The 26,065-nt window shown below is 58.8% G+C and carries 22 protein-coding genes; 8 read left to right on the forward strand and 14 right to left on the reverse strand.

The features are described 5' to 3' along the window. Positions 1-57: 57 nt before the first annotated feature. Positions 58-657 (reverse strand): FMN-dependent NADH-azoreductase, encoded by a 600-nt coding sequence (locus tag BLW11_RS20110; RefSeq protein ID WP_048360697.1) that lies wholly within the window; start codon positions 655-657, stop codon positions 58-60. A 156-nt stretch (positions 658-813) separates the two neighbouring features. Between BLW11_RS20110 and BLW11_RS20115 the strand changes: the two genes are divergently transcribed. The 4 genes from BLW11_RS20115 to aqpZ all read left to right on the forward strand — a co-directional run bounded on the left by BLW11_RS20115 (position 814) and on the right by aqpZ (position 5,395). Next, positions 814-1,737, forward strand: a complete 924-nt coding sequence (locus BLW11_RS20115; protein ID WP_048360696.1) for a PA3225 family LysR-type transcriptional regulator — start codon at positions 814-816, stop codon at positions 1,735-1,737. Between the two features lie 161 nt (positions 1,738-1,898). Further along, positions 1,899-2,462 (forward strand): peptidylprolyl isomerase, encoded by a 564-nt coding sequence (locus BLW11_RS20120; RefSeq protein ID WP_048360695.1) that lies wholly within the window; start codon positions 1,899-1,901, stop codon positions 2,460-2,462. A gap of 196 nt (positions 2,463-2,658) precedes the next feature. Further along, the gene (locus BLW11_RS20125; RefSeq protein WP_048360694.1) at positions 2,659-4,491 is read left to right on the forward strand and encodes an ABC transporter ATP-binding protein; all 1,833 of its coding nucleotides are present in this window, start codon (positions 2,659-2,661) and stop codon (positions 4,489-4,491) included. 202 nt (positions 4,492-4,693) lie between these two features. Beyond that, positions 4,694-5,395: an aquaporin Z gene (aqpZ, locus tag BLW11_RS20130; RefSeq protein WP_048360693.1), complete on the forward strand. Its 702-nt coding sequence runs from the start codon at positions 4,694-4,696 to the stop codon at positions 5,393-5,395. Positions 5,396-5,413: 18 nt separating this feature from the next. On the opposite strand, the gene BLW11_RS20135 is transcribed toward aqpZ, so the two are convergent. Next, entirely contained in the window at positions 5,414-6,538 is a 1,125-nt protein-coding gene (locus BLW11_RS20135) for a GNAT family N-acetyltransferase (RefSeq protein ID WP_048360692.1), read from the reverse strand. A 282-nt stretch (positions 6,539-6,820) separates the two neighbouring features. On the opposite strand from BLW11_RS20135, the gene BLW11_RS20140 reads away from it, so the two are divergent. Next, a complete protein-coding gene (locus BLW11_RS20140; RefSeq protein WP_048360691.1) occupies positions 6,821-8,113 on the forward strand; it encodes a putative porin in 1,293 nt (430 codons plus the stop codon). 134 nt (positions 8,114-8,247) lie between these two features. On the opposite strand, the gene BLW11_RS20145 is transcribed toward BLW11_RS20140, so the two are convergent. From BLW11_RS20145 to aceK, 5 genes are all read right to left on the reverse strand, one after another. Then, the gene (locus BLW11_RS20145; RefSeq protein ID WP_048360690.1) at positions 8,248-8,475 is read right to left on the reverse strand and encodes an anti-sigma factor family protein; all 228 of its coding nucleotides are present in this window, start codon (positions 8,473-8,475) and stop codon (positions 8,248-8,250) included. Next, positions 8,469-9,080, reverse strand: coding sequence for an RNA polymerase sigma factor (locus tag BLW11_RS20150; RefSeq protein ID WP_048360689.1), 612 nt, complete (start codon positions 9,078-9,080; stop codon positions 8,469-8,471). The genes BLW11_RS20145 and BLW11_RS20150 overlap by 7 nt, the downstream gene beginning before the upstream one ends. A gap of 45 nt (positions 9,081-9,125) precedes the next feature. Continuing rightward, positions 9,126-10,247, reverse strand: a complete 1,122-nt coding sequence (locus BLW11_RS20155; protein ID WP_048360688.1) for a beta-ketoacyl-ACP synthase III — start codon at positions 10,245-10,247, stop codon at positions 9,126-9,128. 204 nt (positions 10,248-10,451) lie between these two features. Continuing rightward, positions 10,452-14,366, reverse strand: a complete 3,915-nt coding sequence (gene hrpA, locus BLW11_RS20160; RefSeq protein ID WP_048360687.1) for an ATP-dependent RNA helicase HrpA — start codon at positions 14,364-14,366, stop codon at positions 10,452-10,454. A gap of 108 nt (positions 14,367-14,474) precedes the next feature. Then, positions 14,475-16,196 (reverse strand): bifunctional isocitrate dehydrogenase kinase/phosphatase, encoded by a 1,722-nt coding sequence (aceK, locus tag BLW11_RS20165; protein ID WP_048360686.1) that lies wholly within the window; start codon positions 16,194-16,196, stop codon positions 14,475-14,477. A gap of 138 nt (positions 16,197-16,334) precedes the next feature. Here aceK and BLW11_RS20170 point away from each other — a divergent pair, with 138 nt between their 5' ends. After that, positions 16,335-17,228: a DMT family transporter gene (locus tag BLW11_RS20170; protein WP_048360685.1), complete on the forward strand. Its 894-nt coding sequence runs from the start codon at positions 16,335-16,337 to the stop codon at positions 17,226-17,228. Positions 17,229-17,288: 60 nt separating this feature from the next. On the opposite strand, the gene BLW11_RS20175 is transcribed toward BLW11_RS20170, so the two are convergent. The 3 genes from BLW11_RS20175 to cysK form a co-directional block, all read right to left on the reverse strand. Next, positions 17,289-18,152 carry a DMT family transporter gene (locus BLW11_RS20175; protein WP_048360684.1) on the reverse strand — a complete coding sequence of 288 codons (864 nt, stop codon included), beginning with the start codon at positions 18,150-18,152 and terminating at the stop codon, positions 17,289-17,291. Positions 18,153-18,477: 325 nt separating this feature from the next. Continuing rightward, positions 18,478-19,416, reverse strand: a complete 939-nt coding sequence (locus BLW11_RS20180) for an aspartyl/asparaginyl beta-hydroxylase domain-containing protein (protein WP_048360683.1) — start codon at positions 19,414-19,416, stop codon at positions 18,478-18,480. 231 nt (positions 19,417-19,647) lie between these two features. Further along, positions 19,648-20,622 carry a cysteine synthase A gene (gene cysK / locus BLW11_RS20185; RefSeq protein WP_048360682.1) on the reverse strand — a complete coding sequence of 325 codons (975 nt, stop codon included), beginning with the start codon at positions 20,620-20,622 and terminating at the stop codon, positions 19,648-19,650. Positions 20,623-20,828: 206 nt separating this feature from the next. Between cysK and BLW11_RS20190 the strand changes: the two genes are divergently transcribed. Together BLW11_RS20190 and BLW11_RS20195 are read left to right on the forward strand one after the other, a co-directional pair. After that, positions 20,829-21,674 carry an AAA family ATPase gene (locus BLW11_RS20190; protein ID WP_016781663.1) on the forward strand — a complete coding sequence of 282 codons (846 nt, stop codon included), beginning with the start codon at positions 20,829-20,831 and terminating at the stop codon, positions 21,672-21,674. Between the two features lie 21 nt (positions 21,675-21,695). Continuing rightward, positions 21,696-22,874 (forward strand): vWA domain-containing protein, encoded by a 1,179-nt coding sequence (locus BLW11_RS20195; protein ID WP_048360681.1) that lies wholly within the window; start codon positions 21,696-21,698, stop codon positions 22,872-22,874. 104 nt (positions 22,875-22,978) lie between these two features. Here the strand turns inward: BLW11_RS20195 and BLW11_RS20200 are convergent, their stop codons facing one another. From BLW11_RS20200 to BLW11_RS20215, 4 genes are all read right to left on the reverse strand, one after another. Next, complete coding sequence (locus tag BLW11_RS20200) at positions 22,979-23,896, reverse strand: 5-oxoprolinase subunit C family protein (protein ID WP_048360680.1); 918 nt, start codon at positions 23,894-23,896, stop codon at positions 22,979-22,981. Further along, the gene (locus BLW11_RS20205; RefSeq protein WP_048360679.1) at positions 23,893-24,597 is read right to left on the reverse strand and encodes a 5-oxoprolinase subunit B family protein; all 705 of its coding nucleotides are present in this window, start codon (positions 24,595-24,597) and stop codon (positions 23,893-23,895) included. The genes BLW11_RS20200 and BLW11_RS20205 overlap by 4 nt, the downstream gene beginning before the upstream one ends. Further along, positions 24,594-25,346, reverse strand: a complete 753-nt coding sequence (locus tag BLW11_RS20210; RefSeq protein WP_048360678.1) for a 5-oxoprolinase subunit PxpA — start codon at positions 25,344-25,346, stop codon at positions 24,594-24,596. The genes BLW11_RS20205 and BLW11_RS20210 overlap by 4 nt, the downstream gene beginning before the upstream one ends. Before the next feature lie 182 nt (positions 25,347-25,528). After that, positions 25,529-26,062, reverse strand: a complete 534-nt coding sequence (locus tag BLW11_RS20215; protein WP_048360677.1) for a DUF2937 family protein — start codon at positions 26,060-26,062, stop codon at positions 25,529-25,531. Positions 26,063-26,065: the final 3 nt, after the last annotated feature.

The following is a 26,065-nucleotide window of genomic DNA, read 5'->3' on the forward strand; positions in this document are numbered from 1 at the left end:
GCTTGAAGGAGCAATGAAACGATTAAGCCATCCGGCGATTATCTGTCGATTAACAGCCTATGCGATTGCAGCGAGTCTGGCCTTGGCCTGATTCAGACCTTTTTCCTGGAAGTCACCGCCCAGGTTCAGGCCTTCTGCATGGATAAAGGTCACATCGTGAATCCCGATAAATGCCATGACCTGACGCAGGTAGGGTTCCTGATGGTCCGAGGTGCTACCCGCATATAGCCCGCCGCGGGCAGTCAGTACGTATGCTTGCTTGCCGGTCAGAAGCCCTTGTGGCCCGGTCTCGGTGTATTTGAAGGTCACCCCGGCCCGCAACACATGATCAAGCCACGCTTTGAGGGTGCTGGGAATCGCAAAGTTGTACATCGGAGCCGCCAGCACCAGAACATCAGCGGCCAGCACCTCATCGGTCAGTTCATTGGAGCGTTGCAGGGAGGCGTTTTCTTGCGCACTGCGTTGCGCTTCGGGCTTCATCCAGCCACCCAGCAGGTCGGCGTCAAGGTGAGGCACCGGGTTGCGGGCGAGATCACGAACGGTCACACGGTCAGCGGGATGCGCAGCTTGCCACTGGCTGATGAACTGCCGGGTCAGCTGCCGGGAAAACGAGTCTTGCTGACGGGCACTGCTTTCAATGATCAGAACATTGGACATGGCGGATAAGCTCCATCTGTAAATACTGTAAGGCGATGGAACAGAGAGTAGAGATCATCAGTTCGATAAAAAAGCGCAATAACCTGCTACAACCTATCTATAAACCTGTTTATTTAGCGGTATCCTGTCGCAACCCCAACACCAGAGGAATTCATCGTGAAAGCGCCCCGCGTGACCCTTGATCAATGGCGCACCTTGCAAGCGGTGGTTGATCACGGTGGCTTCGCCCAAGCCGCTGAAGTACTTCATCGTTCACAGTCGTCTGTCAGTTACACCGTGGCCCGCATGCAGGACCAGCTCGGCGTACCGTTACTGCGTATCGACGGGCGCAAAGCCGTGCTCACCGAAGCCGGTGCCGTCTTGCTGCGCCGCTCCAGGCAACTGGTGAAACAGGCCAGCCAGCTCGAGGACCTTGCCCACCATATGGAGCAAGGCTGGGAAGCCGAGGTCCGGCTGGTGGTCGACGCCGCCTACCCCAACGCACGGCTGGTGCGCGCCCTGACCGCCTTTATGCCGCAAAGCCGTGGCTGCCGCGTACGCCTGCGTGAAGAGGTACTGTCCGGCGTCGAAGAGGTGCTGCTCGAAGGCGTGGCTGACCTGGCCATCAGCAGCTTCAACATTCCCGGCTACCTGGGCACCGAGCTGAGTACTGTGGAGTTTGTCGCGGTGGCCCACCCCGATCACCCGCTGCATCGTCTGAAACGCGAACTGCATTTCCAGGACCTCGAAAGCCAGCTGCAAGTGGTGATCCGCGACTCGGGCCGCCAGCAACCTCGTGATGTGGGCTGGCTCGGCTCCGAACAGCGCTGGACCGTCGGCAGCCTGGCCACAGCCGCAGCCTTTGTGGGCAGCGGGCTGGGTTTTGCCTGGTTGCCACGGCACCTGATCGAGCGCGAACTCAAGGAAGGCGTGCTCAAACCGTTGCCCTTGAATCAAGGCGGCAACCGTCACCCGGTGTTTTTCCTGTACGCCAACAAGGACAAACCTCTGGGCCCGGCCACGCAAATCCTTGTCGAACTTCTGCAGACTTTCGACACCGCTCCGCTGGACGCGCCGTTTGCAGCCCCACAGCAAGCGTGAAGATCAGTGGGCAGGAACCTGATTCAAGAATATCCTGTCCAACACCCGCAGCCCGTGAGCATCTGCCACTGCCGGATGCGGCACGGGCATTGTTTCAATGCACCTTGCACCCTGTTTGCGTGACATTGAACGGTCACCCCACTTTCCAGGATCACTGAACCATGCTTAAAAAAATTGCTCTTGCCGCTGGCGCCCTGATGTTCGCTGCCAACCTGATGGCTGCTGACACCACCAAAGCACCCCATGTCATGCTGGACACCAGCTTCGGCAAGATCGAAATAGAGCTGGACCCGGTCAAGGCGCCGATCAGCACTGACAACTTTCTGAAGTATGTCGATAGCGGTTTTTACAACAACACCATTTTCCACCGTGTGATCCCGGGCTTTATGGTGCAAGGCGGTGGATTTACCCCGCAGATGGTGCAAAAACCGACCCGCGACCCGATCAAGAACGAAGCCAGCAACGGCCTGCATAACGTGCGTGGCACCCTGTCGATGGCGCGGACTTCCAACCCGAACTCGGCCACCAGCCAATTCTTTATCAACGTGGCTGACAATGCATTCCTGGACCCGGGCCGTGACGCTGGCTACGCCGTGTTCGCCAAGGTGGTGAATGGCATGGACGTGGTTGACCAGATCGTCAACTCGCAAACCACCACCAAACAAGGCATGCAAAATGTGCCAATCGACCCGGTAATGATCAAGTCGGCCAAACGCGTCGACTGACAGGCTCAATCATGCAGGAAGCAATGATTGGCAAAAGTCAGACCCTGTAGCCGCTGCCACAGGCTGCGATAAGGTCCGCAGGACCTTCAGGAAAGGGCTGCGATGCAGCCCATCGCAGCCTTCGGCAGCAACTAGAGGGTTTTGCTGCACCGGTCACACCACTAAAGGAGAGCCCGCCTAGCGGGCGTCAGTGCCCATGCTTTATCGCCGTTTCGAACAACTGATCGATATTTTCCGCGAAGCCCCCACCGCTGCCCCACCCAGTACTGTCTGGGCGTTTTATCTCTACTACCTGCGTCAGGTCTGGCCCATGTTTGCCGCCTTGCTGGTGGTCGGGCTGATCGCGGCACTGATCGAGGTATCGCTGTTCAGCTACCTGAGCACACTGATCGACCTGACCCAGGGCACTCCCAATACCGACTTCTTCAGGATCCACAGCAGCGAGCTGATCTGGATGGCTGTTGTCGCACTGGTCATACGCCCCGTGTTCTTTGGCCTGCACGACCTGCTGGTGCACCAGACCCTGAGCCCGAGCATGACCAGCATGATTCGCTGGCAGAACCACCGCTATGTGCTCAAGCAAAGCCTCAATTTCTTCCAGAACGACTTCGCCGGGCGCATCGCACAGCGCATCATGCAAACCGGTAACTCCCTGCGCGACTCGGCCGTGCAGGCGGTGGATGCCCTGTGGCACGTATTGATCTATGCCATCAGTTCTCTGGTGCTGTTTGCCGAAGCCGACTGGCGCCTGATGATTCCGTTGCTGACCTGGATCGCATGCTACATCGGCGCTTTGTATTACTTCGTACCCCGGGTCAAGGAACGCTCCGTGGTGTCTTCGGATGCGCGCTCCAAACTGATGGGACGCATTGTCGACGGCTACACCAACATCACCACCCTCAAGCTGTTCGCACACACCAATTTCGAGCAGCAGTACGCTCGCGAAGCCATTATCGAACAAACCGAAAAAACCCAGCTGGCCGGCCGCGTCGTCACCAGCATGGACGTCACCATCACCACCATGAACGGCCTGTTGATCGTCAGCACCAGCGGTCTGGCACTGTGGCTGTGGAGCCAGTCGCTGATTAGCGTCGGCGCCATTGCCCTGGCCACCGGCCTGGTGATCCGTATCGTCAACATGTCCGGCTGGATCATGTGGGTGGTCAACGGTATTTTTGAAAACATCGGCATGGTGCAGGACGGTCTGCAAACCATCGCCCAACCCGTGGCCGTCACCGACCGCGATCAGGCGCCACGCCTGGCCGTAACCCGTGGCGAAGTGCGCTTCGAGCACGTTGATTTCCACTATGGCAAACACAGCGGGATCATCAGCGACCTCAATCTGGTGATCCGCCCCGGTGAAAAAATCGGCCTGATCGGCCCCTCGGGTGCCGGCAAGTCGACCCTGGTCAACCTGTTGCTTCGCCTGTACGACCTGCAAGGCGGGCGTATCCTGATCGACGATCAAAACATCGCCGAAGTGACGCAAGAAAGCTTGCGCGAGCAAATCGGCATGATTACCCAGGACACTTCGCTGCTACACCGTTCGATCCGTGACAACCTGCTGTACGGCAAACCGGATGCGACCGACGAAGAACTCTGGGAAGCCGTGCGCAAGGCCCGGGCCGACGAGTTTGTCCCGCTCCTGTCAGATGCTCAGGGGCGCACCGGTTTTGACGCCCATGTAGGCGAGCGCGGCGTCAAACTGTCCGGCGGTCAACGCCAGCGCATTGCCATTGCCCGCGTCCTGCTCAAGAACGCTCCGATCCTGATCATGGACGAAGCCACTTCGGCGCTGGACTCCGAAGTCGAGGCGGCGATCCAGGAAAGCCTCGAAACCCTGATGCAAGGCAAAACCGTGATTGCCATTGCCCACCGCCTTTCGACCATCGCCCGTATGGATCGCCTGGTGGTACTGGAAAAAGGCCATATCGCAGAAACCGGAACCCACAGTGAACTGCTGGCCAAAGGTGGTTTGTACTCACGGCTCTGGCAACACCAGACAGGCGGTTTTGTAGGCATCGACTGACTCAAATAAACAACCACTGTAACGCTGCTGATACATAACGCCAGCGCCCGGTTTTAAAGGGCTCTGGCGTTTTTCATGGCCCTGGAAAAAACCCGCACGGGTGCTGTACTAAGAGAAGGATTCGGGAGAGTTCTGTTCTTAACCGCAGGATGCGACGCCGTTTCAACTGCTCGATAGATTTTCATCTATCCGGGATCTTCCCATGACCTTGCTCAAACGTTCGGCAACTGAGTTGGTAGGCACTTTCTGGTTGGTTCTTGGCGGTTGTGGCAGTGCAGTACTTGCTGCAGCCTTCCCCAATGTAGGTATCGGACTGCTGGGGGTCGCACTGGCTTTTGGCCTTACCGTGCTGACCATGGCATACGCTATCGGGCATATTTCCGGCTGTCACCTCAACCCTGCCGTGTCGTTCGGGCTGTGGGTGGGTGGCCGGTTCCCTGCAAAAGAGCTGCCCGCCTACATCGTGGCCCAAGTACTGGGGGGCATCATCGCTGCCGCTCTGTTGTATTTCATTGCCAGCGGTAAACCCGGGTTTGATCTGGCTGCCAGCGGGCTGGCTGCCAATGGCTATGGCGAGCATTCCCCCGGCGGCTACTCAATGATCTCAGGGCTGGTGTGCGAGGTGGTGATGACCGCGATGTTCATTCTCATCATCATGGGTGCCACTGACAAACGCGCCCCGGCAGGCTTCGCACCTATCGCCATCGGTTTGGCGCTGACGCTGATCCACCTGATATCGATCCCCGTGACCAACACCTCGGTCAACCCGGCACGCAGCATGGGCCCGGCCTTGATCGTCGGCGGCTGGGCGCTTCAACAGCTGTGGATGTTCTGGCTGGCACCGCTGGTGGGCGCCGCCATTGGCGGGCTGACCTATCGATGGCTGGCCAAGGAAGAGAGCTGACCCACGAACCGGCGAGGATCAGGCCTGCCGGTAGGGCAAGGCCGACTTCGCCTCTTCGGCATACGCCAGCACACCGACCCGCTCACGCTGCAGAAAGTCGCTGACGGCGGCCTTGAGGCCCTCATGGCGCAGGTAATGCCATGAGTGGGTGATCACCGGCTCAAAGCCGCGTATCAGCTTGTGCTCACCCTGAGCACCGGCATCGAAACGCTGGATACCCTGGGCAATGGCGTAATCCATGCCCTGGTAGAAACACGTCTCGAAATGCAGGCGATCAAACTCGGCCAGACAACCCCAGTAACGACCATACAGACTGCCGCCCCCGATCAGGCTGAACGCCATCGCGACCGGGGTTGAGCCCTGTTTGGCCAGCACGACGCGAATCGATTCGGGCATACGCTCGGCCAGCAGGCTGAAAAACGCCCGCGTCAGATACGGCGTTTGCCGGCGCACGGCGTAAGTATTCGCGTAGCAGGCGTACACAAAATCCCACTGCGCCTCGCTAACTTGCTGACCTTCGAGCCATTCAAACTCAAACCCCTGCCCGGCCACTTGTTCGCGCTCTTTGCGCATTTGCTTGCGCTTGCGCGAACTCAGCGCATCCAGAAAATCCTGAAAGTCGCGGTACTCGCGGTTCTTCCAATGGAACTGACACCCCAGACGTTGCATCCAGCCAGGTTGTTGAGCCAGGGCGGTATCGGCCAGTGCATCGGTGAAATTGATATGTGCACTGGACAGCCCTTCTATCTCCAGATAACCGGGCAAGGCCGCCAGCAACTCAAGCCCGTCCTCGGCACGGGCGGCCAACAACCGGGGGCCACTGACCGGGCTGAACGGTACGGCCGTCAACAGTTTGGGGTAGTACTCGATGCCCGCCCGCTCACACGCCTGTGCCCACTCGTGATCGAACACGTATTCGCCGTAGGAATGCCATTTACGGTAACTGGGTAACGCGGCTCGCAATTGCCCGTTCTCGTAATGCAGCAAGTGCTCGGGCTGCCAGCCGGAATGCGGGCCCAGGCTGGCGCTGTCCTCCAGTGCACTGAGGAAGGCATGACGCAAGAAAGGTTGGGCCACAGGCACCAGCGCATCCCATTCCTGAGCGGTGATGGCAGACAGGCTGTCCAGGCGTTGTAACGGCATTGAAAGTCCCCGGGGGTGCGGCGTAGAGCGGCGATGGTAGCACCACAAGCCTGCTTCCACTGGTTTTAGGCGACTGAACGCGATGTCACAGACTTGCTATCAACCTGCCACTTTTTTGTCATATCCAGCCGCGATACTGGCGCCGCTTCTTAGAACACGGGGTTATGAGTCGCCTGTTTGCCAACACGCTCATGACAACACCCAAGCCTCGTTAACGTGAGCCCGTAAAGGGCCGATTTTTCTCGGGATGGCCAAGGCCACCTCAGCATTGGGAGATTCATAATGCGTCTTGTATCGACACGGGTTGCGGCGGGACTGTGTGGTGGCCTGGTTTTGGCCATGAGTGTTCCGGCCAGCGCTGCAGTTGATGCCAAACTGCTTGAAATGCTCAAAGCCAACGGTTCCATTTCGCCGGCTCAGTACTCCGAGCTGCAAACCGAACTCGCCAGTGAGAATCAAGCCAAGCAAGAAGCGGTTGCCGATCAGGTGAAGAAATCTGACCTGACCGCCTTCGAACAGAAAGTGGCCTGGGCTGCAAAAACCGAACTCAAGGGGGATGTACGAGTTCGTCACGAAAACATCAAGATCGACGGCGAGTCCGATGGCAAGAACAAGGACCGTCAGCGCATTCGTGCCCGTCTGGGCGCCTACACCGAAATCAACCCGCAAGTGAACACCGGTATCCGTATCGCCACTGGCGGCGGCGACGATGCGCGCTCCACCAACCAGGATCTGGACAACTACTTCGACAAGAAGCAGCTGTGGCTGGACATGGCCTTCATCGATTACCACCCGACTGCCGTCAAGGACCTGCACCTGATCGCCGGCAAGATGGCACAGCCATGGGTCAGCATGGGCGATGTGATCTGGGATAGCGATATCAACCCGGAAGGCCTGGCTGCCACTTACAAGCACAATCTGGGTAACAGCGGCGTCGAAATGTTCGGTAGCGCCGGTTACTACACCCTCAAGGACAACGTCGACGGCGACGGCGTGCAATTTCGTCATGACTTGCGTCTGTACGCCGGTCAGCTGGGTGCAAAATTCGCACCCACAGACAGCCTGAAAGTCACCTTGGGCGGTAGCGTTTACAGCTACGACAATGACAAGGACAGCGCCTGCCCTACCACCGGGACCAAGACAACCCCTTGCGCCCTGGCCGTTAACGGCAACAGCACCAGCGAGTTCCGCCTGTACGAAGGTTTCGGCCAGGTCGATATCGCCAACCTGCCTTTGCCTCTGTCGCTGTACGGCCAGTACGTACACAACGCAGCCACCGACAGCGACCAGGACGACGCATGGCTGGTGGGCTTCAAGAGCAAGCTCAACGCCTTCAGCCTGGACTACAACTACCGCGACCTTCAGCGTAACGCAGTGGTCGGCGCCTTCACCGACTCTGACTTCGCCAACGGTACTACCGGTTCGCGCGGCCACAAGCTCAAAGTGGGTTACGAAATCGACAAGAACTTTGGTGTCGGCGTGACGTACTTCCTGACCAAGGCTGACTACGTAACGTCCACGCAGAAAGATGCCAAGGCCAACACCTTGCAGCTGGACCTGGAAGCCAAGTTCTAAAAACGAGTTACACCGAGTTTCACGCAATAAACAGAACGCTGAAGTCATTCAGCGTTCTGTGTCTCTAAAGCAGAGCCTGGGTGTCGTCGGCCCCCTTCAAATCCACCGACGGCAGCCTCGCTCATGCCCCGCCTTTAGCGTGATCGCTCGCGCATCATCCGCTCAACTGTTTGCTCAAGATCTGTCGGCAACGGTTCGGGAAGCTTTTTCAACGTGGCGCTCATCAAGCGCATTTGCTTGATAAAACGTCGGCAGTTCGGACAAAACATCAGGTGATGACGCACCAACAGCCGCTCACGGAAACTCAGCTGGCCATCCAGATAGTCGCTTGAGCGTGCTACTTGCTGTTTGCAGGTCAACATTCGCCGGTTTCCTCGAAATGCTCCACAGTGGCAAAGACTTTAAGCCGGGCTCGATGCACCAGCACTCGAGCATTAGAGAGCGATATCTCCAGTAAATTACAAATCTCCTCCAGCTCCAGCCCCTGGCGCTCGCGCAACAGCAGCACGCTGCTCTGTAACTGCGGCAGGCTGAGCAGCGTGTGCTCCAGGCATTCACGCAATTCATCCTCTGTGAGCAAGGCTTCAGGCGTATCTTGATGCCAGGCAAACGGCGCCAGCAACCAGTGGCCATCGCCGCTGAACCGGTCGTCATCGAGGGTGCCGTGGGGCGAGGGAAGATCGTCGAGCAACACTTCGCGGCGATTTTGCTTGTAGCGGTTTTTCGCCGAGTTGGCGGTGATGGTCAGCAGCCAGGTTTTGAGGCTGGAGCGACCTTCGAATCCGGCCAGATTACGCACAACTGACAGCCACGCATCTTGCACGGCTTCATCGGCATGACGGCTGCCGACGATGGCATAAGCCACTGCACGCATGGCACTTTGATAGGTAGTGACCAACTCGCGAAAGGCCGGTTGCTCGCCCGCCAACAGACGCTTGAGCAGTTGAGAGTCGTCAGCAACTGACATGAATACCTCGTCTGCCTGGAGTCTGTGGGAGCCGGGAGTTGTTGATTAACGCTTACGCAGAATCACGCTGCCAATAGAGTAGCCCGCACCGAACGAGCTGAGCACTGCCAGCGCACCGCTTGGCAGATCGTCCTGGTACTTGTGGAAGGCAATGACCGATCCCGCCGAGCTGGTGTTGGCGTATGTATCGAGAATCACCGGGGCTTCTTCGATCGAGGCTTCACGGCCCAAAAGCTTGCGCACGATCAAGTGGTTCATGCTCAGATTGGCCTGGTGCAGCCAGAAGCGCTTCACTTGCGCCACGTCCAGCTGGTTTTCTTCCAGGTGCTGACCGATCAGCTCGGCCACCATCGGGCACACGTCGCGGAACACCTTGCGGCCTTCCTGTACGAACAGTTTGTCCGGGCTATCAGCCGGTTCGTCAGAAGCACGGTTAAGGAAGCCGAAGTTGTTGCGGATATTGTTCGAGAAGGTGGTCAGCAATTTGGTGCTGACGATATCGAACTGGTGCTCGGACGTCGCCAGGTCGGCGCGTTCGACAATCACTGCCGTCGCTGCATCACCAAAGATGAAGTGGCTGTCACGATCACGAAAGTTCAGGTGGCCGGTGCACACTTCAGGGCTGATCAGCAGCACTGCACGAGCCTGGCCCAGCTGGACACTGTTGCTGGCTGTCTGGATGCCGAAGGTCGCCGAAGAACAGGCCACGTTCATGTCAAAACCAAAACCCAGGATGCCCAGCGCGTGCTGGACTTCGATGGCAATCGCCGGGTACGGGCGTTGCAGATTGGAGCACGCCACGATCACGCCGTCGATGTCGGCAGCAGTCTTGCCTGCACGCTCCAGCGCTTGTCTGGCAGCGCCTACGGCCATTTCACAGAGGACCGACATTTCATCGTTGCTGCGCACCGACAAGTGCGGGCGCATGCGTTGCGGGTCAAGGATGCCGTCCTTGTCCATCACAAAGCGGCTTTTGATACCCGACGCTTTTTCGATAAAGGCAGCGCTGGACTCGGCCAGAGGCTGGACTTCACCTGCCTCGATGGCTTGCGCGTTGTCCGCGTTGAACTGTTGCACATAGGTATTGAAAGACTGCACCAGCTCTTCGTTGGAGATGCTGTTGGCCGGGGTGTACAGGCCGGTGCCGCTGATGACGACGTTATGCACGGTCGTTCCTCTATTGTGTTCAGGTGTCGATAGCCGCGAAGTTTGCCATAAATGCCAGCATTTGGCGTTATTTACACGCGCGATGAGCGCCACTGCAAATACTTCAACTGTGGGAGCGAGCCTGCTCGCGAAGATCTTTCGCGAGCAGGCTCGCTCCCACAGGGGGTCTTGGCCGGTAACAGAGTATCCCGTTATCCGTGGTATCTACGCGTCAACCGCACTCCATTGCTTGCTCAGGCGCTTGTCCGAAATCGGTACTTTGGTGCCCAGCTGCTGGCCGAACAATGACACACGGTATTCCTCCAGCCACCAGCGGTACAGTTCAAGCTGCGGGTCGCGCTTGCCCTCCTGGGCATGCTTGGTGGCGCGGGCCTGATACTGGGCCCACAAACCGCTCAACTCACCACTCCACACCCGGTCTTTCTGCACCTGGCCCGGCAATTTCTCAAGACGCATTTCAATGGCCTTGAGGTAGCGCAGCAGCTCCTTGAGCCACATCGCCGGGGTTTCACGGACAAAGCCCGGATACACCAGGTGGCTCAACTGCTGCTTGATATCATTCAAGGCAACGGCCTGGGCCAGATCGATCTTGCCCTTGAAGCGCTTTTGCAGCCCGTGCCATAGCTTGAGGATATCAAGCGTCAGCCGGGCCAGTTTTTCTGCGTGCTCCGTCCAGGCGCCGCGCTTGCGCTCCGCCAGCGAAGCCAGCCCGGCCCCGTCACGTGGCAATACCGCTTCGCCTTCCAGGATGCAGCTGTCGAGGCTGGCCAGCAGAATATCTTCGACCAGGCTCTCAACCCGGCCCAGTTCGCGGTACAGCAAGCCCAGCTCGGTCATACCCGGCAACTTGCCGCGCAAGAACTTCGCCGGCTCGGCCAGTTGCTGCATAAGCAGACGCTGCAACGCACGGCGATGCTGATACTCAGCCTCTGCCGGGGTCGAAAAACGCCCTTCCTTGACTGTATTGCCCTCTTCCACCAGCGCCGGATAAACCGTCATCGACAGCCCGGCTATTTTTTGCTGGGTTTTTTCGGCAACCGGGGCAAACACCTTGGCCTCGACCGGCAACTGGTTTTTGGCCGTTTGCGGCACGGCCAGTGCAGCCTGGCTGGCCTGGGCAAAGCGGGCCGTCAACTCGGCCAGATCGCGGCCTTCACCGAGGAACTTGCCGTCGGCATCGACCACTTCGATATTCATTTTCAGGTGATTTTCGACTTGTTGCGCCGCGTCTGCCCACGCTTCATCACTCACCCGGGCACCCGTCATGCGCAGCAATTCGCGGCCCAGGGTCTGGGGCAGCGAACCTTGAGCAAATTCCATCCGCTCCAGTGCCGCCTTGACGAAGTCCGGCACCGGTACAAAGTTTTTACGCAACGCTTTGGGCAAACTGCGCACCAGTGCAATGCACTTGGCCTCGATCATGCCGGGCACCAGCCACTCCAGACGCTCAGGCGGCAATACCGGCAGCAGTGGCGCAGGCACTTTGACCGTCACGCCGTCGCGGGGGTGGTTGGGTTCAAAGTGATAGCTCAGCTCAAGGGTCAGATCCCCCAGGTGCAGCGTGTCGGGGTAATGCCTGGCGGTGATTTCGGTGGCTTCGCGGGCCAGCACGTCCTCTTCGCGCATGATCAACAGCTGCGGATCTTTCTGGCTGTTGACCCGGTACCAGCTGTCAAAGGTCGCGGTCTGATGGATCTCGGCAGGCAGGCGGGCGTCGTAAAACGCGTACAGGGTTTCTTCGTCGGCCAGAATATCACGGCGACGGGCCTTGGCCTCCAGCTCGTCGAGCTGCTCCAGCAATTGCGCGTTGGCCGTCAGGCATTTGGCCCGCGACTGAATCTCGCCTCGCACCAGCCCTTCACGGATAAACAGCTCGCGCGACAGCACCGGATCAATCGGCCCGTAATGCACCGCACGCCGACCAACCACGATCAGGCCGAACAAGGTGATCTGCTCGTAGGCCACCACTTGCCCGCGCTTCTTCTCCCAGTGCGGTTCGAAATAATTCTTTTTGATCAAATGCCCGGCCAGCGGCTCGATCCAGTCCGGCTCGATCTTGGCCACCATGCGCGCATACAGCTTGGTGGTCTCCACCAGCTCGGCAGTCATCAGCCATTGCGGGCGCTTTTTGCCCAGGCCAGATGAAGGATGAATCCAGAACCGGCGCTGACGCGCGCCCAGGTAATCGCCGTCTTCGGTTTTTTGCCCGATCTGGCTCAGCAGGCCGGACAGCACCGCCTTGTGCAATTTTGGGTAGTCGGCCGGTTCCTGATTGACCGTGAGCTGCATGTCACGGCAGATCAAACTCAACTGACGGTGAGAATCGCGCCACTCGCGCAACCGCAGGTAGTTGAGGAAGTTCTTTCGGCACCAGTTGCGCAGCGGGCTGGCAGTCAGGGCCTGGCGTTGCTCTTCAAAACCGCGCCACACATTGATCAGGCCGGCAAAGTCCGAGTCCACATCTTTCCATTGCGCGTGGGCCTGGTCGGCCGCTTGTTGACGCTCGGGCGGGCGTTCGCGCGGGTCTTGTACCGACATCGCACTGGCAACGATCAATACTTCCTGCAAGCTGCCGAGCTTGGCGGCCTCAAGCAGCATGCGGCCCATGCGCGGGTCCACCGGCAAGCGCGCCAATTGACGGCCCAGCGGCGTCAGCTGGTTCTCACGGTTAACCGCCGACAGCTCTTGCAGCAGGTTGAAACCGTCGGTAATCGCCTTGCCATCCGGCGGCTCGATAAACGGAAACGCCGTAATTTCACCCAGACGCAAGTGCAGCATCTGCAGGATTACTGCCGCAAGGTTGGTACGCAAAATCTCCGGATCAGTAAATTCCGGGCGACCGTTAAAGTCTTCTTCAGCGTACAAACGTACGCAAATCCCCGGCTCGACCCGGCCACAACGCCCTTTACGCTGATTGGCACTGGCCTGGGAAATCGCCTCGATCGGCAGGCGCTGCACCTTGGCCCGATAGCTGTAACGGCTAATACGTGCGGTACCACTGTCGATCACATAACGAATGCCAGGCACCGTCAGCGACGTTTCTGCCACGTTGGTGGCCAGAACTACGCGACGCCCCGGGTGGGACTGGAAAATCCGCTGCTGCTCGGCCGGCGATAGCCGCGCGTACAAGGGCAGGATTTCGGTGTGTTTGAGCTGGGCCTTACGCAGCATGTCGGCGGCATCGCGGATTTCGCGCTCGCCGGGCAAAAATACCAGCACGTCGCCGGGGCTTTTGCGCTCGCTGCGTTCGAAGGCTGCAATCTCGTCCAGGGTGGCAATGATGGCCTGATCGACACTCAGGTCTTCTTCGACGTTGTTACCCTCTTCATCCTGCTCGGAGGTCAACGGGCGATACCAGGTCTCGACCGGGAAGGTACGGCCCGACACTTCGACAATAGGCGCGTCGTTGAAGTGTTTGGAGAAGCGCTCAAGATCGATGGTCGCCGAAGTGATGATGACTTTCAGGTCCGGACGGCGTGGCAGCAGGATCTTCAGATAACCCAGCAGAAAGTCGATGTTCAGGCTTCGTTCGTGGGCTTCGTCGACGATGATCGTGTCATAACGCTCGAGATAGCGATCGTGCTGGGTTTCGGCCAGCAGGATGCCATCGGTCATCAACTTGACCAGGGTGTTGGAATCGCTCTGATCCTCAAACCGCACCTGATACCCGACCAGTGCGCCTAAGGGCGTACCCAACTCTTCGGCCACACGGCTCGCGACACTGCGTGCAGCGATACGTCGCGGCTGGGTGTGACCGATCAAACCGTGCTGACCACGACCGATTTCCAGGCAGATTTTCGGCAACTGGGTGGTCTTACCCGAACCGGTTTCACCGGCCAGGATCAGCACCTGATGCTTGAGCAGCGCGGCCTTGATCTCGTCGCGCTTGGCGGCAATCGGCAGGTTTTCGTCATAGCGAATCAACGGCACGCTGGCCGCCCGCGCCGTCACCTGCGCGCACGACGCCTGCACCCGCTCAGCCCACGCCACCAGCTTGACTGCGTCGTCAGGCTTTTTACGCAGCTCATGCAACTGCCGACGCAGCTTGTGGCGGTCGGCAATCATGGCTTGATCAAGGTTTTTCAACAGTTGGTCGATAGCAGGCGATTCGTCAGTCATCAGGTACGCAGAATTCTTCGTAAATGCAGGGGGCGGATTGTCGCAGATTTGGGCTCTACAGACACGGGGATAACTGTGGGCGCGGGCTTGCCCGCGCCCACACAATCATCAGGCTACGTCCAGCCCCTTGCGCCTGTAGGGAAACACATCAATCACCTTGCCCTCCAAAATCGCCGCTTGCAGGCTTTTCCAGTAATCGGCGTCGTAGATTTCGCCATGCAGCTCGTTAAATAGACGGCGCTGCCCCGCATCGGCGAACAGGAACGGCGGGAACTCTTCGGGGAACACGTCCAGCGGGCCGATGGAGTACCAGGGTTCACTGGCCATTTCGTCTTCAGGGGTCCGCGGCTGCGGGATATGTCGGAAGTTGGCTTCGGTCAGGTAGCAGATTTCGTCGTAGTCATAGAACACCACGCGGCCATGCCGGGTGACGCCGAAGTTTTTCAGCAGCATGTCACCGGGGAAAATATTGGCCGCCGCCAGTTGCTTGATCGCCAGCCCGTAATCGTCCAGCGCTTCGCGGATTTGCGCGGGGTTGGCATTTTCCAGATACAGATTGAGCGGGGTCATGCGTCGTTCGGTCCAGCTGTGGCGGATCAATACCTGATCGCCTTCGACAACCACGGTTGAAGGCGCGACCTCCAGCAACTCGGCCAGGCACTCGGGCTCGAATTTGCTCAACGGGAAGCGAAAGTCGGCGAACTCCTGGGTATCCGCCATACGCCCTACCCGATCGACGCTTTTTACCAGCCGGTACTTTTCAATCACCGTGGCGCGGCTAACGTTTTTCGACGGCGAAAAGCGGTCCTTGATCAGTTTAAAAACCGTATTGAAGCCCGGCAGGGTGAACACGGTCATCACCATGCCACGCACCCCGGGGGCCATGATGAAGCGGTCGTCAGTGGTCGCCAGGTGATTGATCAGCGCCCGGTAAAACTCGGACTTGCCGTGCTTGTAAAAGCCGATCGAGGTGTACAGCTCAGCCACATGCTTGCCAGGCAGGATGCGTTTGAGAAAGCCGATAAACTCTGCCGGCACCGGCACATCCACCATGAAATACGAGCGGGTGAACGAAAAGATGATCGACACTTCGGCCTCGTCGGTGATCAGCGCATCGATCTGGACCCCCTGACCTTCACGGTGCAGAAAAGCGATCGCCAACGGCCATTGCTCGTCCCGGGTATAAAGACGCCCCACCAGATACGCACCCTTGTTGCGGTACAGCACTGACGAAAACAGCTCGATGCTCAACTGCGGGTCTTTACACACCCAGTCCGGCAGGCTTTCGCGCAAGCGGGCTTCGAGCCGGTGCAGGTCACCCGGCAAGTCGGCGTAAGGCTCATCGAAGGCAAAGTCGGTGAACATCTGCGCCAGCGCGTGATTCAATTGCCCGGCTGGCCGATAGGTGCGGGTTTGCGCGGCGCGGGCCTGACGCAAAGCGGGTCGGGTGGTGTGAATAAACATGCAGCCATCGCTGATCAGGTCATGACTGAACAGGCTGCAAAAGGTCGAGTTGTACCAGGTCTCGGCCAGCTCATCGTCAAAGCGCAAATCTATAAGCCGGATATAAGCACTTTTGACCCGCGGCCATTGATCAGCATCCAGCAAATCCTGACCGGCAAAGGTGCTGCGCAAACCCTGGCTGATTTCACTGACTTTCTGCTCGTACAGGTTGATCCGCGCGGCCGAGGCAAGCTGTGCGGCTTGCCACAATGCCCCCTCAAAGCGGGCTCGGGCGCCATCGGTAATTTGACGAAAGTGCTCACGGTAATCGTCGAAGCCGTCGAGGATCATTTGGGCAATTTCGGCGGCCGGCCAGGATCGGGGCATGGTGGAGCCTCTGCACGAAAAACGGTGAGGGTTTTGTTATGCGCTTGAGCTTAGTGGCCAATTGTTAGCAGGCGCAACCATTGCCTTGCGCGCAGCATCCCCTACACTGCCCGCCTCAAACCTTGTAAGGAAAATCCCGTGAGACTTGTCGATTTGGTCCGCATGCTGTCGCTAGCCGGTATTTGGGGCGCCAGCTTTTTGTTTATGCGGATTATCGCGCCGGTACTTGGGACGATTCCTACGGCATTCTTTCGAGTCTCCATCGCCGCTACCGGCTTGGTGGTGATTCTGGCGCTGATGCGCGTGCGCTGGGATTTCGGCGGCAAGCTCAAGGTCATTCTGATTCTGGGGGTCATCAACTCCGGGGTTCCGGCCACCCTGTATTCGGTGGCGGCTCAGGTATTGCCTGCCGGTTACTCGTCCATTTTCAACGCGACCACCCCGTTGATGGGCGTGTTGATTGGCGGGATGTTTTTCAGCGAAAAACTGACCCTGACCAAAATGGCCGGGGTATTTCTGGGATTGCTCGGCGTAGGGGTTTTAACCCGGGCCGGGCCAGTTGCTTTCAATATGGACTTGCTGATGGGCGCCCTCGCCTGCCTGCTGGCCACCACCTTTTATGGCTTTGCCGGCTTTCTGGCGCGCCGCTGGCTGGACCAGCAAGGCGGTCTTGATCCACGGCTTTCAGCGCTGGGCAGCATGCTGGGTGCAACCCTGTTCCTGTTGCCGCTGTTTGGGCTGAGCGTGATGAATCAGCCACCCGTGAGCTGGGGCGGGATGAGTGTGTGGTTATCGTTGCTGGGGCTGGGCCTGGTGTGTACGGCGTTTGCCTACATCCTGTACTTCCGTTTACTGACCAGCATTGGCCCGGTCAAATCCATGACCGTGACCTTCATGATCCCGCCGTTTGGCGTGTTGTGGGGCGCGCTGTTCCTGGGTGAACCGCTGTCGATGGCGCACCTTTATGGCGGGCTGCTGATCGCCGTGGCGCTGTGGCTGGTGCTCAAGCCTGCGGCCAGACAAGCTGCCTGAGCCTTTCCACCCGTAGCATCTGCCGAGGTACGAAGGCAGCTGCTACGGGTCTTGGTTTACTCAGCGGGTTTTACGGAACACAAACATCAGACCGATGATGATCAGCGCCATCCCCAGCAAGCTCAGGGCCGCGAGTTTGTTGCCGAAAATCAGGTAGTCCATGACCGCCGTGACAGCAGGTACCAGGTAAAAAAGGCTGGTGACATTCACCAGATTGCCCTTGGAAATCATCCGGTACAGCAGCAAGGTCGCCAGCACCGACACCACCAACCCCATCCACAACACCGGCACCACAAAGCCCGCACTGTGCTCGAAGTGGAAGGGCTGGAACGGCACAAAGACCCCGCACATCACCAGCCCGGCCAGGTATTGCACGGGCAAGGTCCCCAACGGGTTGGTCGTGATGCGTTTTTGCATCAGTGTGCCCACGGTCATACTGGCCAGCGCCAGCACCGCGAACAGCATCCCGATCCACGGCATGCCCGCCAGCCCGATGCCCTGATACACCACCAGAATCAATCCGGTCAGCCCCAGTACCAGCCCCAGCACACGACTCCAGGACAGACGGCGCTCCATGATCACCGCAGTCAAAATCGGCTGCACCCCCATCACTGTCGCCATTACACCGGGCGTGACTTTAAGGTCCAGCGCCAGCAGATAAAAAATCTGATAGGCCCCGAGCAGCACCGCGCCCGTAGCCAGCGCATAGCGTATGCCCTGAGCGGTGCCGGGCAGTTTGAACTTCATCAACGGGATCAACAGCACCAACGCCAGCAGTGCGATGGCAAAGCGTATCAACAAAAAGGCAAACGGCGAGGCGTGGGCCAGCCCCCACTTGGAGAAGATCGCCCCGCTGCTCCACAGCAAAACGAACAGGCTCGTGGACGCAGCCGCCAGCGCGGACTCTTTAGAAATCGAAAACATGGATAGCACCTGTCATCAGGCAAAAAAAGCCGACTCAGCCGAAGCTGAAGTTCATTGGTTTTTTAGACGGGTACGGGCAGCCGAACGATCAGCTCAGCCCGCAACAACACCCGGTGGCGATACGACGACGTACACCACAGTGCGGCTGACAGGAGGGGGATAGTGACTGATCTGCACAGGCTGTTGCTTCCCGCACGGCTCAACGCCAGCAGTCACTGCTGAGACGTCAACGCTATGTGAAAGGGAAACCGGCATGGGCTGATCTTTTTGAAGAGGGGATATCGAGCGCCGACTATAACCAGCGCCCGATACAAATTGCAACGACTTAACCGAACAACCAGCGCCACAGCAGAACCAGTACCAGCACTGCCAGGATCGGGCGGGCTATGCGATACAGCTTGGGGTTGCGGCGCTTCCACTGCTTGACCACACCGCTGAAGCGGTCGCTGAAGGTTTTGCTCCAGGCGTAGGCCTTGTTGATCCCGCCCACGCGCTCGTCATCGAGGTTCTGTGGCGCGGTGGCTTTGCCCAGCTGGGCGCTGACCCAGCGGTTGATGCGGGTCATCAGCGCGCTGGTCAGTGGGCGCTCGATGTCGCAAAACAGGATGACACGGGTAACGTCGGTTTCGTTTTTGACCCAGTGCACATAGGTCTCATCAAACATTACGTCTTCGCCATCACGCCACGCGTATTCCTCGCCATCGACGAAAATCCGGCAAGCGTCGGAGTTGGGCGTCGACAGGCCCAGGTGATAGCGCAAGGAGCCGGCAAACGGGTCACGGTGCGGGTTGAGGTGGCTACCGCCCGGCAGCAAGGCAAACATCGCGCCTTTGACGTTGGGGATGCTGTTGACCAGCTCAACGGTTTTCGGGCACAGCAATTCGGCCGATGGCAGCGCTTTGTCGTACCACTTCAGGTAAAAACGCTTCCAGCCTTTTTTGAAGAACGAGCCAAAGCCGGCATCGTTGTTTTTTTCGGCCGCGCGGATATAGCCTTCGTCGAACAAGTGCATGGCTTCTTCGCGGATCACTTGCCAGTTGTCTTTGAGGACATCCAGCTCGGGAAACTTGCTGCGGTCCAGGTACGGTTTGGACGGTACACCGGAGAACAGGTACATCAAGGCGTTGTAGGGCGCAAAGATCGCAGAGTGGTTGACGAACTGGCGCAACACCGGCAACCGCGCCTTGCCGCGCAAATGCACGTAAAGGATGCTGCCAACAAACAGCAGTATCAGCCCTGCCTTGATGGCGAAGGATAAGGTCATGCAACAACTCCTCGAAAATACCGTGCGGCACCAATAGCCCGACGTGGCAGCCGGCCATGATAAACACTACCGGCGCAGGACAAAACCCGCGTGTTCCAACATTCAGTGTTAAGTCATACGTAATAACGGGTTAATTATGTAGAAGCCGTCCCTTGAGCCAGTTGATTTGAGTCAGTTGCATACACCCTGCAGGAGCCAGCTTGCGAACTCCTGCAGAGATCAAGGACGTGCTTACTGGTGCAATTCCTGCTCGCTGAACATATCGCTGAACAGGAAGCTCGACAGGTAACGCTCACCCGAATCCGGCAGGATCACAACAATGGTCTTGCCTTGCATTTCCGGGGTTTCTGCCAGACGGACAGCCGCCGCCATGGCCGCTCCGCTGGATATTCCGCACAAGATGCCTTCTTCCTGCATCAGGCGCAGGGCCATGGCTTTGGATTCGTCATCGCTCACCAGCTCAACTTTGTCGAGAATCGACAGGTCGAGGTTCTTCGGCACAAAACCGGCGCCAATGCCCTGGATCTTGTGCGGAGCAGGTTTGATCTCTTCCCCGGCCAGCGCCTGAGTGATCACCGGCGAGGTGATGGGCTCTACCGCAACCGACAGGATCGGCTTGCCCTGGGTGTGTTTGATATAGCGCGAAATGCCGGTAATCGTGCCGCCGGTGCCGACGCCAGCAACCAGCACGTCAACCCCGCCTTCGGTGTCGTTCCAGATTTCCGGGCCGGTGGTTTTTTCATGAATCGCCGGGTTGGCCGGGTTTTCAAACTGCTGCGGCATAAAGTACCGGGCCGGATCGCTGGCCTGGATCTCGGAAGCCTTCTCGATTGCGCCTTTCATGCCCTTGGCCGGTTCGGTCAAGACCAGCTCGGCCCCCAACGCCTTGAGCACCTTGCGCCGTTCAATGCTCATCGACGACGGCATGGTCAGTACCATTTTGTAACCCCGCGCCGCCGCAACAAATGCAAGGCCTATACCGGTGTTGCCCGACGTCGGCTCAATGATGGTCATGCCCGGTTTGAGCACGCCCCGGCTCTCGGCATCCCAGATCATGTTGGCGCCAATGCGGCACTTCACCGAGTAGCCCGGGTTACGGCCTTCGATCTTGGCCAGGATAGTCACGCCGCGCGGCGCGATACTGTTGATCTGCACTAATGGCGTATTACCGATGGATTGGGCGTTATCTGCAAAAATGCGGCTCATGGCGGGGTCCTTATGCACCTTTTGGGAAGATCCCAAGGTTAGGCCTCACGATCACATGCGTCCAGTCATGGCGTGACGCTGCATTCAGAGACTGAATGAGGCGTCTGCGTTCACGTTATGCGGGCAGCGCGTTATAGTCGGACATACTTTTAAGTTCTCCCGCCCTGCCCCTTGCAGGGCCCGGGTCATGGTTTGAGGAATTGCAGATGAAGTTTGAAGGCACCCGCGCCTATGTGGCCACCGATGATCTGAAACTGGCGGTCAACGCGGCCATTACTCTTGAGCGCCCGCTGCTGGTCAAGGGAGAGCCTGGCACCGGCAAGACCATGCTCGCCGAGCAACTGGCCGAGTCCTTTGGCTGCAAGCTGATCACCTGGCACATCAAGTCCACCACCAAGGCCCATCAGGGCCTGTACGAGTACGATGCGGTCAGCCGCCTGCGCGACTCGCAACTGGGTGTCGACAAAGTCCATGACGTGCGCAATTACCTGAAAAAGGGCAAGTTGTGGGAAGCCTTCGAGGCCGAAGAGCGGGTCATTTTGCTGATCGACGAAATCGACAAAGCCGACATCGAGTTCCCGAACGACCTGCTGCAAGAACTCGACAAGATGGAGTTCTACGTTTACGAGACTGACGAAACGATCAAGGCCAAAGTTCGCCCGATCATCATCATTACTTCCAATAACGAAAAAGAGCTGCCGGATGCTTTCCTGCGCCGCTGCTTCTTCCACTACATCAGCTTCCCGGATCGCACCACGCTGCAAAAAATTGTCGACGTGCACTTTCCCGACATCAAGAAAGAGCTGGTCAGCGAAGCACTTGACGTGTTTTTCGATGTGCGCAAAGTACCGGGGCTGAAGAAAAAACCGTCCACTTCCGAACTGGTGGACTGGCTCAAGCTGCTGATGGCCGACAACATTGGCGAAGCGGTATTGCGCGAACGTGATCCGACCAAAGCCATCCCGCCACTGGCCGGTGCGCTGGTTAAAAACGAGCAGGACGTGCAATTGCTTGAACGCCTGGCGTTTATGAGCCGTCGCCCCAATCGCTGATTTTTCGAGAAGGCGATAAGCATGCTGCTTAATCTGTTCAATGAAATGCGTGCGGCCAAGGTGCCGGTTTCAGTGCGTGAGCTGCTGGACCTGATCAACGCCCTGAAGAACCACGTGACCTTCGCCGACATGGACGAGTTTTATTACCTGGCGCGCACGATCCTGGTAAAGGACGAGCGCCATTTCGACAAGTTCGACCGGGCGTTCGGCGCCTATTTCAACGGTTTGCAAAACCTCAATGAGCACCTTGAAGCGTTGATCCCCGAAGACTGGCTGCGCAAGGAGTTCGAGCGCTCGCTGACCGACGAGGATCGTGCGCAGCTCCAGTCCCTGGGCGGCCTGGACAAACTGATCGAGGCGTTCCAGCAACGCCTTGAGGAACAAAAGGAACGCCATGCCGGCGGCAATAAATGGATCGGCACCGGCGGCACCAGCCCGTTCGGCTCGGGCGGCTACCATCCCGAAGGCATTCGCGTAGGCGATGCCGGGGCGCGCCAGGGCAAGGCGGCCAAGGTCTGGGAGCAGCGCGAGTACAAGAACCTCGACGATCAGGTCGAGCTGGGCACGCGCAATATCAAGATCGCGCTACGGCGCCTGCGCAAGTTTGCCCGCCAGGGCGCGGCAGATGAGCTGGACATCGATGGCACCATCGACCATACCGCCCGTGATGCAGGGCTGCTGAACATTCAGATGCGGCCCGAGCGGCGCAACAACATCAAGCTGCTGTTGCTGTTCGATATCGGCGGCTCGATGGACGCCCACGTGAAGATTTGCGAGGAGTTGTTTTCAGCCTGCAGGACCGAGTTCAAGCACCTGGAGTACTACTACTTCCACAACTTCATTTATGAGTCCGTGTGGAAGAACAACCAGCGCCGCCAGTCCGAGCGCATCTCGACCCAGGACCTGCTGAACAAGTACGGCGCCGATTACAAAGTGATCTTTATTGGCGACGCCTCAATGGGCCCGTACGAGATCACCCACGCAGGGGGCAGTGTCGAGCACTGGAACGAAGAGCCGGGTTACAAGTGGATGCAGCGCTTCATGGAGAAGTACAAAAAGCTGGTCTGGATCAACCCGTACCCCAAGGACACCTGGCACTACACGGCCTCGACCGGCATCGTGCGTGACTTGATCGAAGACCGCATGTACCCGCTGACGCTTGAGGGGCTGGAAGAAGGGATGCGGTTTTTGGCGAAGTAATGAACCTTGTAGCCGCTGCCGCAGGCTGCGATGGGCAGCGCAGCGGCCCCGCTTTTTGAAGGCCCTTCGGACCTTATCGCAGCCTGCGGCAGCGGCTACATGATTCAGCCAAACCGCTGCATGAACCCCACCATCTGACGCTGAGCAGCCTCTTGCGTGGTTGGGCGCATATGCACGCCCTCCCCCGGCAAACACTGGGCCAGTCGCGCCAGCGACAAGGGCGTCAAGGCGCCAAGGCGCGGGTAGCCGCCAATGGTCTGACGATCATTGAGCAGCACAATCGGCTGGCCATCAGGCGGCACTTGAATCGCGCCCAGCGGTATCCCTTCTGAAATCATCGGTGCGCCCTGGTAAACCAGTGCGGGCCCCAGTAAACGGATACCCATGCGGTCGGCGCGAGTGTCCAGGGTCCACAGGCTGTTGAAGGCATCGAACGTGCTTTGCCCGCTGAAAGCACCAATTTGTGCACCCAACACCACGTCCAGCTCAGGATTTGGACTGAACCCGGGTTGCAGCTCACGGGCCAGTTCGCGCAGCGGCTGTGCATGCCCGCCATAAGTCAGCTCATCACCTGCGGCCAAACCGCGGCCAAAGCCATCCGGCCCGCCAAGCTGTTCGCGGACCACGGTGGCGCAGCTGCCCAGTACTTGAGGCGCATTAAAACCGGCAGGGGCCGCCAGATAAGCGCGAGCACCGATCAGTGGCTGGGTGAAGGTCAGGGTCTGGCCCTTTTTCAGGTCGAAACTGCGCCAAGGCTTCAGCGCCTGCCCGTCCACTGCGGCCGAAAGGTCCGCGCCCGCCAGTGCAAGGGTGCAATCGGCCTGGGCAACAAGGGTCAAGCCACCAAGGGTGATTTCGATCACCGCCGCATCCGGTGAATTGCCCAGCAACCAGTTGGCCCAGGCCATCGACAACCAGTCCGCGGCCCCGCCCTGGGTCACGCCCAGGTGTCGTACGCCAAAACGTCCGGCATCTTGCAGCAGGCACAACGGGGTGCTGGCCTGAATCAGTAAACGGCTCATGCCAGGGCCTCCTGAGGTGTGTCGTCACCGCCCAAGCGGATGAATTCAGCGTGGGAAACAGGCTCGAATCGCACCGTGTCGCCGGGCTGCATCAGGCTATAGCCATCGCGTTCGCGGTCAAACAGTGCGCTCGGGGTACGCCCCACCAGGTTCCAGCCGCCCGGGGATTGCGCCGGGTAAGCCGCTGTCTGGCGCTCGGCAATCCCGACGCTACCACTGGCCACCTGCTTGCGCGGAGTGTTCAGGCGCGGCGCGGCCAGTGCCTCTTCGACCAGCCCCATAAAGGCAAAACCCGGAGCAAAGCCCAGCGCAAACACCTGGTACTCATGCTCGCTGTGCCGACGAATCACTTCACTCACCGTGCAGCCGGCACGCGTGGCCAGCAGGGTCAGTTCCGGGCCAACACTCAAGTCATACCACACCGGCAGCACATGGCATTGACCAAGGCTTTGGGTTTCCGGGCGCAGACCGGTCATGGCCTGGGCGATCAGTTCGCGGGCCTGGGCCGGGCTCAGCGCCAGCCCGTCGTAATGCACCATCAAGGTGGTATACGAGGGCACCAGATCGATCAGATACCCGGCAAAGCTGGTGCGCAGCCGTTCGCTGGCAGCCAGCATCCACGGCATGTTGGCTTCTGCAATGTCATCGAACAAACGCAGCATCAGACAGTCGATGGCCACCACTTCGATACGCGGCTTCATGCCTGAACCTGCTGATTCAAGGCCTCGCGAATACGTTGCACGGCGGCAACCGAACTGGCGTTATCGCCATGTACACACAGCGTGTTGGCGTGCAGGTGCAAGGCGCTGCCATCACTGGCAACCAGCGCTTTGCCAGCTGCGATGGTCAGGGCCTGTTGCACAATGACATCCGCGTCGTGGTGTACGGCACCCGGCAGTTGTCGCGCAACCAGACGCCCGGCGCTGTCGTAGGCGCGGTCGGCAAAGGCTTCGAACCACAGGGTTACGCCAAATTCATCACCCATGGCCTGCGCGGCGCTGTTGTCGCGAGTGGCCATCAGCATCAGCGGCAGGCTTGAATCGTAAGCGGCCACGCCCTGAATCACCGCCCGCAGCTGCGCGGGGTTGGCCATCATGTCGTTGTACATCGCACCGTGGGGTTTGACGTAACTGACCTGCGTGCCCTGGGCCCGGCAGATACCGTCCAGCGCGCCTATCTGATAATGCAGCAGGTCTTGCAGCTCTTGCGCCGAATAGGCCATGGAGCGGCGACCGAAGCCTGCCAGGTCCTGATACGCCGGGTGGGCACCGATTTTTACGTTGTTCGCCAGCGCCAGGCTCACGGTTTTACGCATGATCCCCGGATCACCCGCATGGAAACCGCAGGCGATGTTGGCGCAGTCAATAAACGGCATGACCTCAGCATCCAGGCCCATGGTCCAGCTGCCGAAACTCTCACCAATGTCGCAATTCAATAACAGGCGGCTCACGATGATGCTCCTGTGGTCTTCTTATAGTTTATGTGTAGGGCATTTTTCGACAGCCACACACCGTTCGTCCAACTAATAAAAGCCGGGTTCGGGCATAAGAAAAAGTTGATTGCTTCTGTGGGAGCGAGACTACTCGCGAAGGTCGCTGGGGATTTTCGCGAGCAGGCTCGCTCCCGCAACGCCTAAAAACTGCGCTCGCGCCGGGCGATACGCTCACGCTGACGCTTGCCGCCCAGCACCACCCAGTCGATCAGCCGCAAGACACCTTCAATGATGAAGGAAAACAACAAAGCACCGGCCATCGCCCAGCCGATAGCCGTAGGCGATAACAGCACCTGATAGGTGTAGGCGTTCAGGGTTTCCTGGCGGATGGCCGGGTCGGCGGCATAGGCCACTTGCAGGGCGCGCATGTACCAAGGGCCTTGCATGGCCTGGAACTGCTCATCGAGCAGGCGCTGGCGGTTGAGCAAGGTGCCCAGGCTCGTGGCATCGCTGCGAAAGACCGGGTCGTCACTGGCCTGGTAATGCGCCACCAGGGCTTGCAGGTCGCCTTTGAAAAACTGGTTGGCGGTGTTCTGGAAACCCGCCAGCCCGGTTTGGGCCTCGATCAGATGAGCTTCCACGCGATTGGCGTAATCATTGATAAACCCCGGCACTTGTACGCCGATCAACAGGCCCAGGGTAAACAACACCAACCGCAGGTAGCTCAAGAACATACA

It is taken from the genome of Pseudomonas deceptionensis (assembly GCF_900106095.1).
GTDB lineage: Bacteria > Pseudomonadota > Gammaproteobacteria > Pseudomonadales > Pseudomonadaceae > Aquipseudomonas > Aquipseudomonas deceptionensis.

Excerpts from the sequence above, each read along its gene's own strand:
- BLW11_RS20110 (WP_048360697.1), bottom strand. The coding sequence starts at position 657 with ATGTCCAATGTTCTGATCATTGAAAGCAGTGCCCGTCAGCAAGACTCG.
- BLW11_RS20120 (WP_048360695.1), top strand. The coding sequence starts at position 1,899 with ATGCTTAAAAAAATTGCTCTTGCCGCTGGCGCCCTGATGTTCGCTGCC.
- BLW11_RS20125 (WP_048360694.1), top strand. The coding sequence starts at position 2,659 with ATGCTTTATCGCCGTTTCGAACAACTGATCGATATTTTCCGCGAAGCC.
- aqpZ (WP_048360693.1), top strand. The coding sequence starts at position 4,694 with ATGACCTTGCTCAAACGTTCGGCAACTGAGTTGGTAGGCACTTTCTGG.
- BLW11_RS20135 (WP_048360692.1), bottom strand. The coding sequence starts at position 6,538 with ATGCCGTTACAACGCCTGGACAGCCTGTCTGCCATCACCGCTCAGGAA.
- BLW11_RS20140 (WP_048360691.1), top strand. The coding sequence starts at position 6,821 with ATGCGTCTTGTATCGACACGGGTTGCGGCGGGACTGTGTGGTGGCCTG.
- BLW11_RS20145 (WP_048360690.1), bottom strand. The coding sequence starts at position 8,475 with ATGTTGACCTGCAAACAGCAAGTAGCACGCTCAAGCGACTATCTGGAT.
- BLW11_RS20150 (WP_048360689.1), bottom strand. The coding sequence starts at position 9,080 with ATGTCAGTTGCTGACGACTCTCAACTGCTCAAGCGTCTGTTGGCGGGC.
- hrpA (WP_048360687.1), bottom strand. The coding sequence starts at position 14,366 with ATGACTGACGAATCGCCTGCTATCGACCAACTGTTGAAAAACCTTGAT.
- aceK (WP_048360686.1), bottom strand. The coding sequence starts at position 16,196 with ATGCCCCGATCCTGGCCGGCCGCCGAAATTGCCCAAATGATCCTCGAC.
- BLW11_RS20175 (WP_048360684.1), bottom strand. The coding sequence starts at position 18,152 with ATGTTTTCGATTTCTAAAGAGTCCGCGCTGGCGGCTGCGTCCACGAGC.
- BLW11_RS20180 (WP_048360683.1), bottom strand. The coding sequence starts at position 19,416 with ATGACCTTATCCTTCGCCATCAAGGCAGGGCTGATACTGCTGTTTGTT.
- cysK (WP_048360682.1), bottom strand. The coding sequence starts at position 20,622 with ATGAGCCGCATTTTTGCAGATAACGCCCAATCCATCGGTAATACGCCA.
- BLW11_RS20190 (WP_016781663.1), top strand. The coding sequence starts at position 20,829 with ATGAAGTTTGAAGGCACCCGCGCCTATGTGGCCACCGATGATCTGAAA.
- BLW11_RS20195 (WP_048360681.1), top strand. The coding sequence starts at position 21,696 with ATGCTGCTTAATCTGTTCAATGAAATGCGTGCGGCCAAGGTGCCGGTT.
- BLW11_RS20200 (WP_048360680.1), bottom strand. The coding sequence starts at position 23,896 with ATGAGCCGTTTACTGATTCAGGCCAGCACCCCGTTGTGCCTGCTGCAA.
- BLW11_RS20205 (WP_048360679.1), bottom strand. The coding sequence starts at position 24,597 with ATGAAGCCGCGTATCGAAGTGGTGGCCATCGACTGTCTGATGCTGCGT.
- BLW11_RS20215 (WP_048360677.1), bottom strand. The coding sequence starts at position 26,062 with ATGTTCTTGAGCTACCTGCGGTTGGTGTTGTTTACCCTGGGCCTGTTG.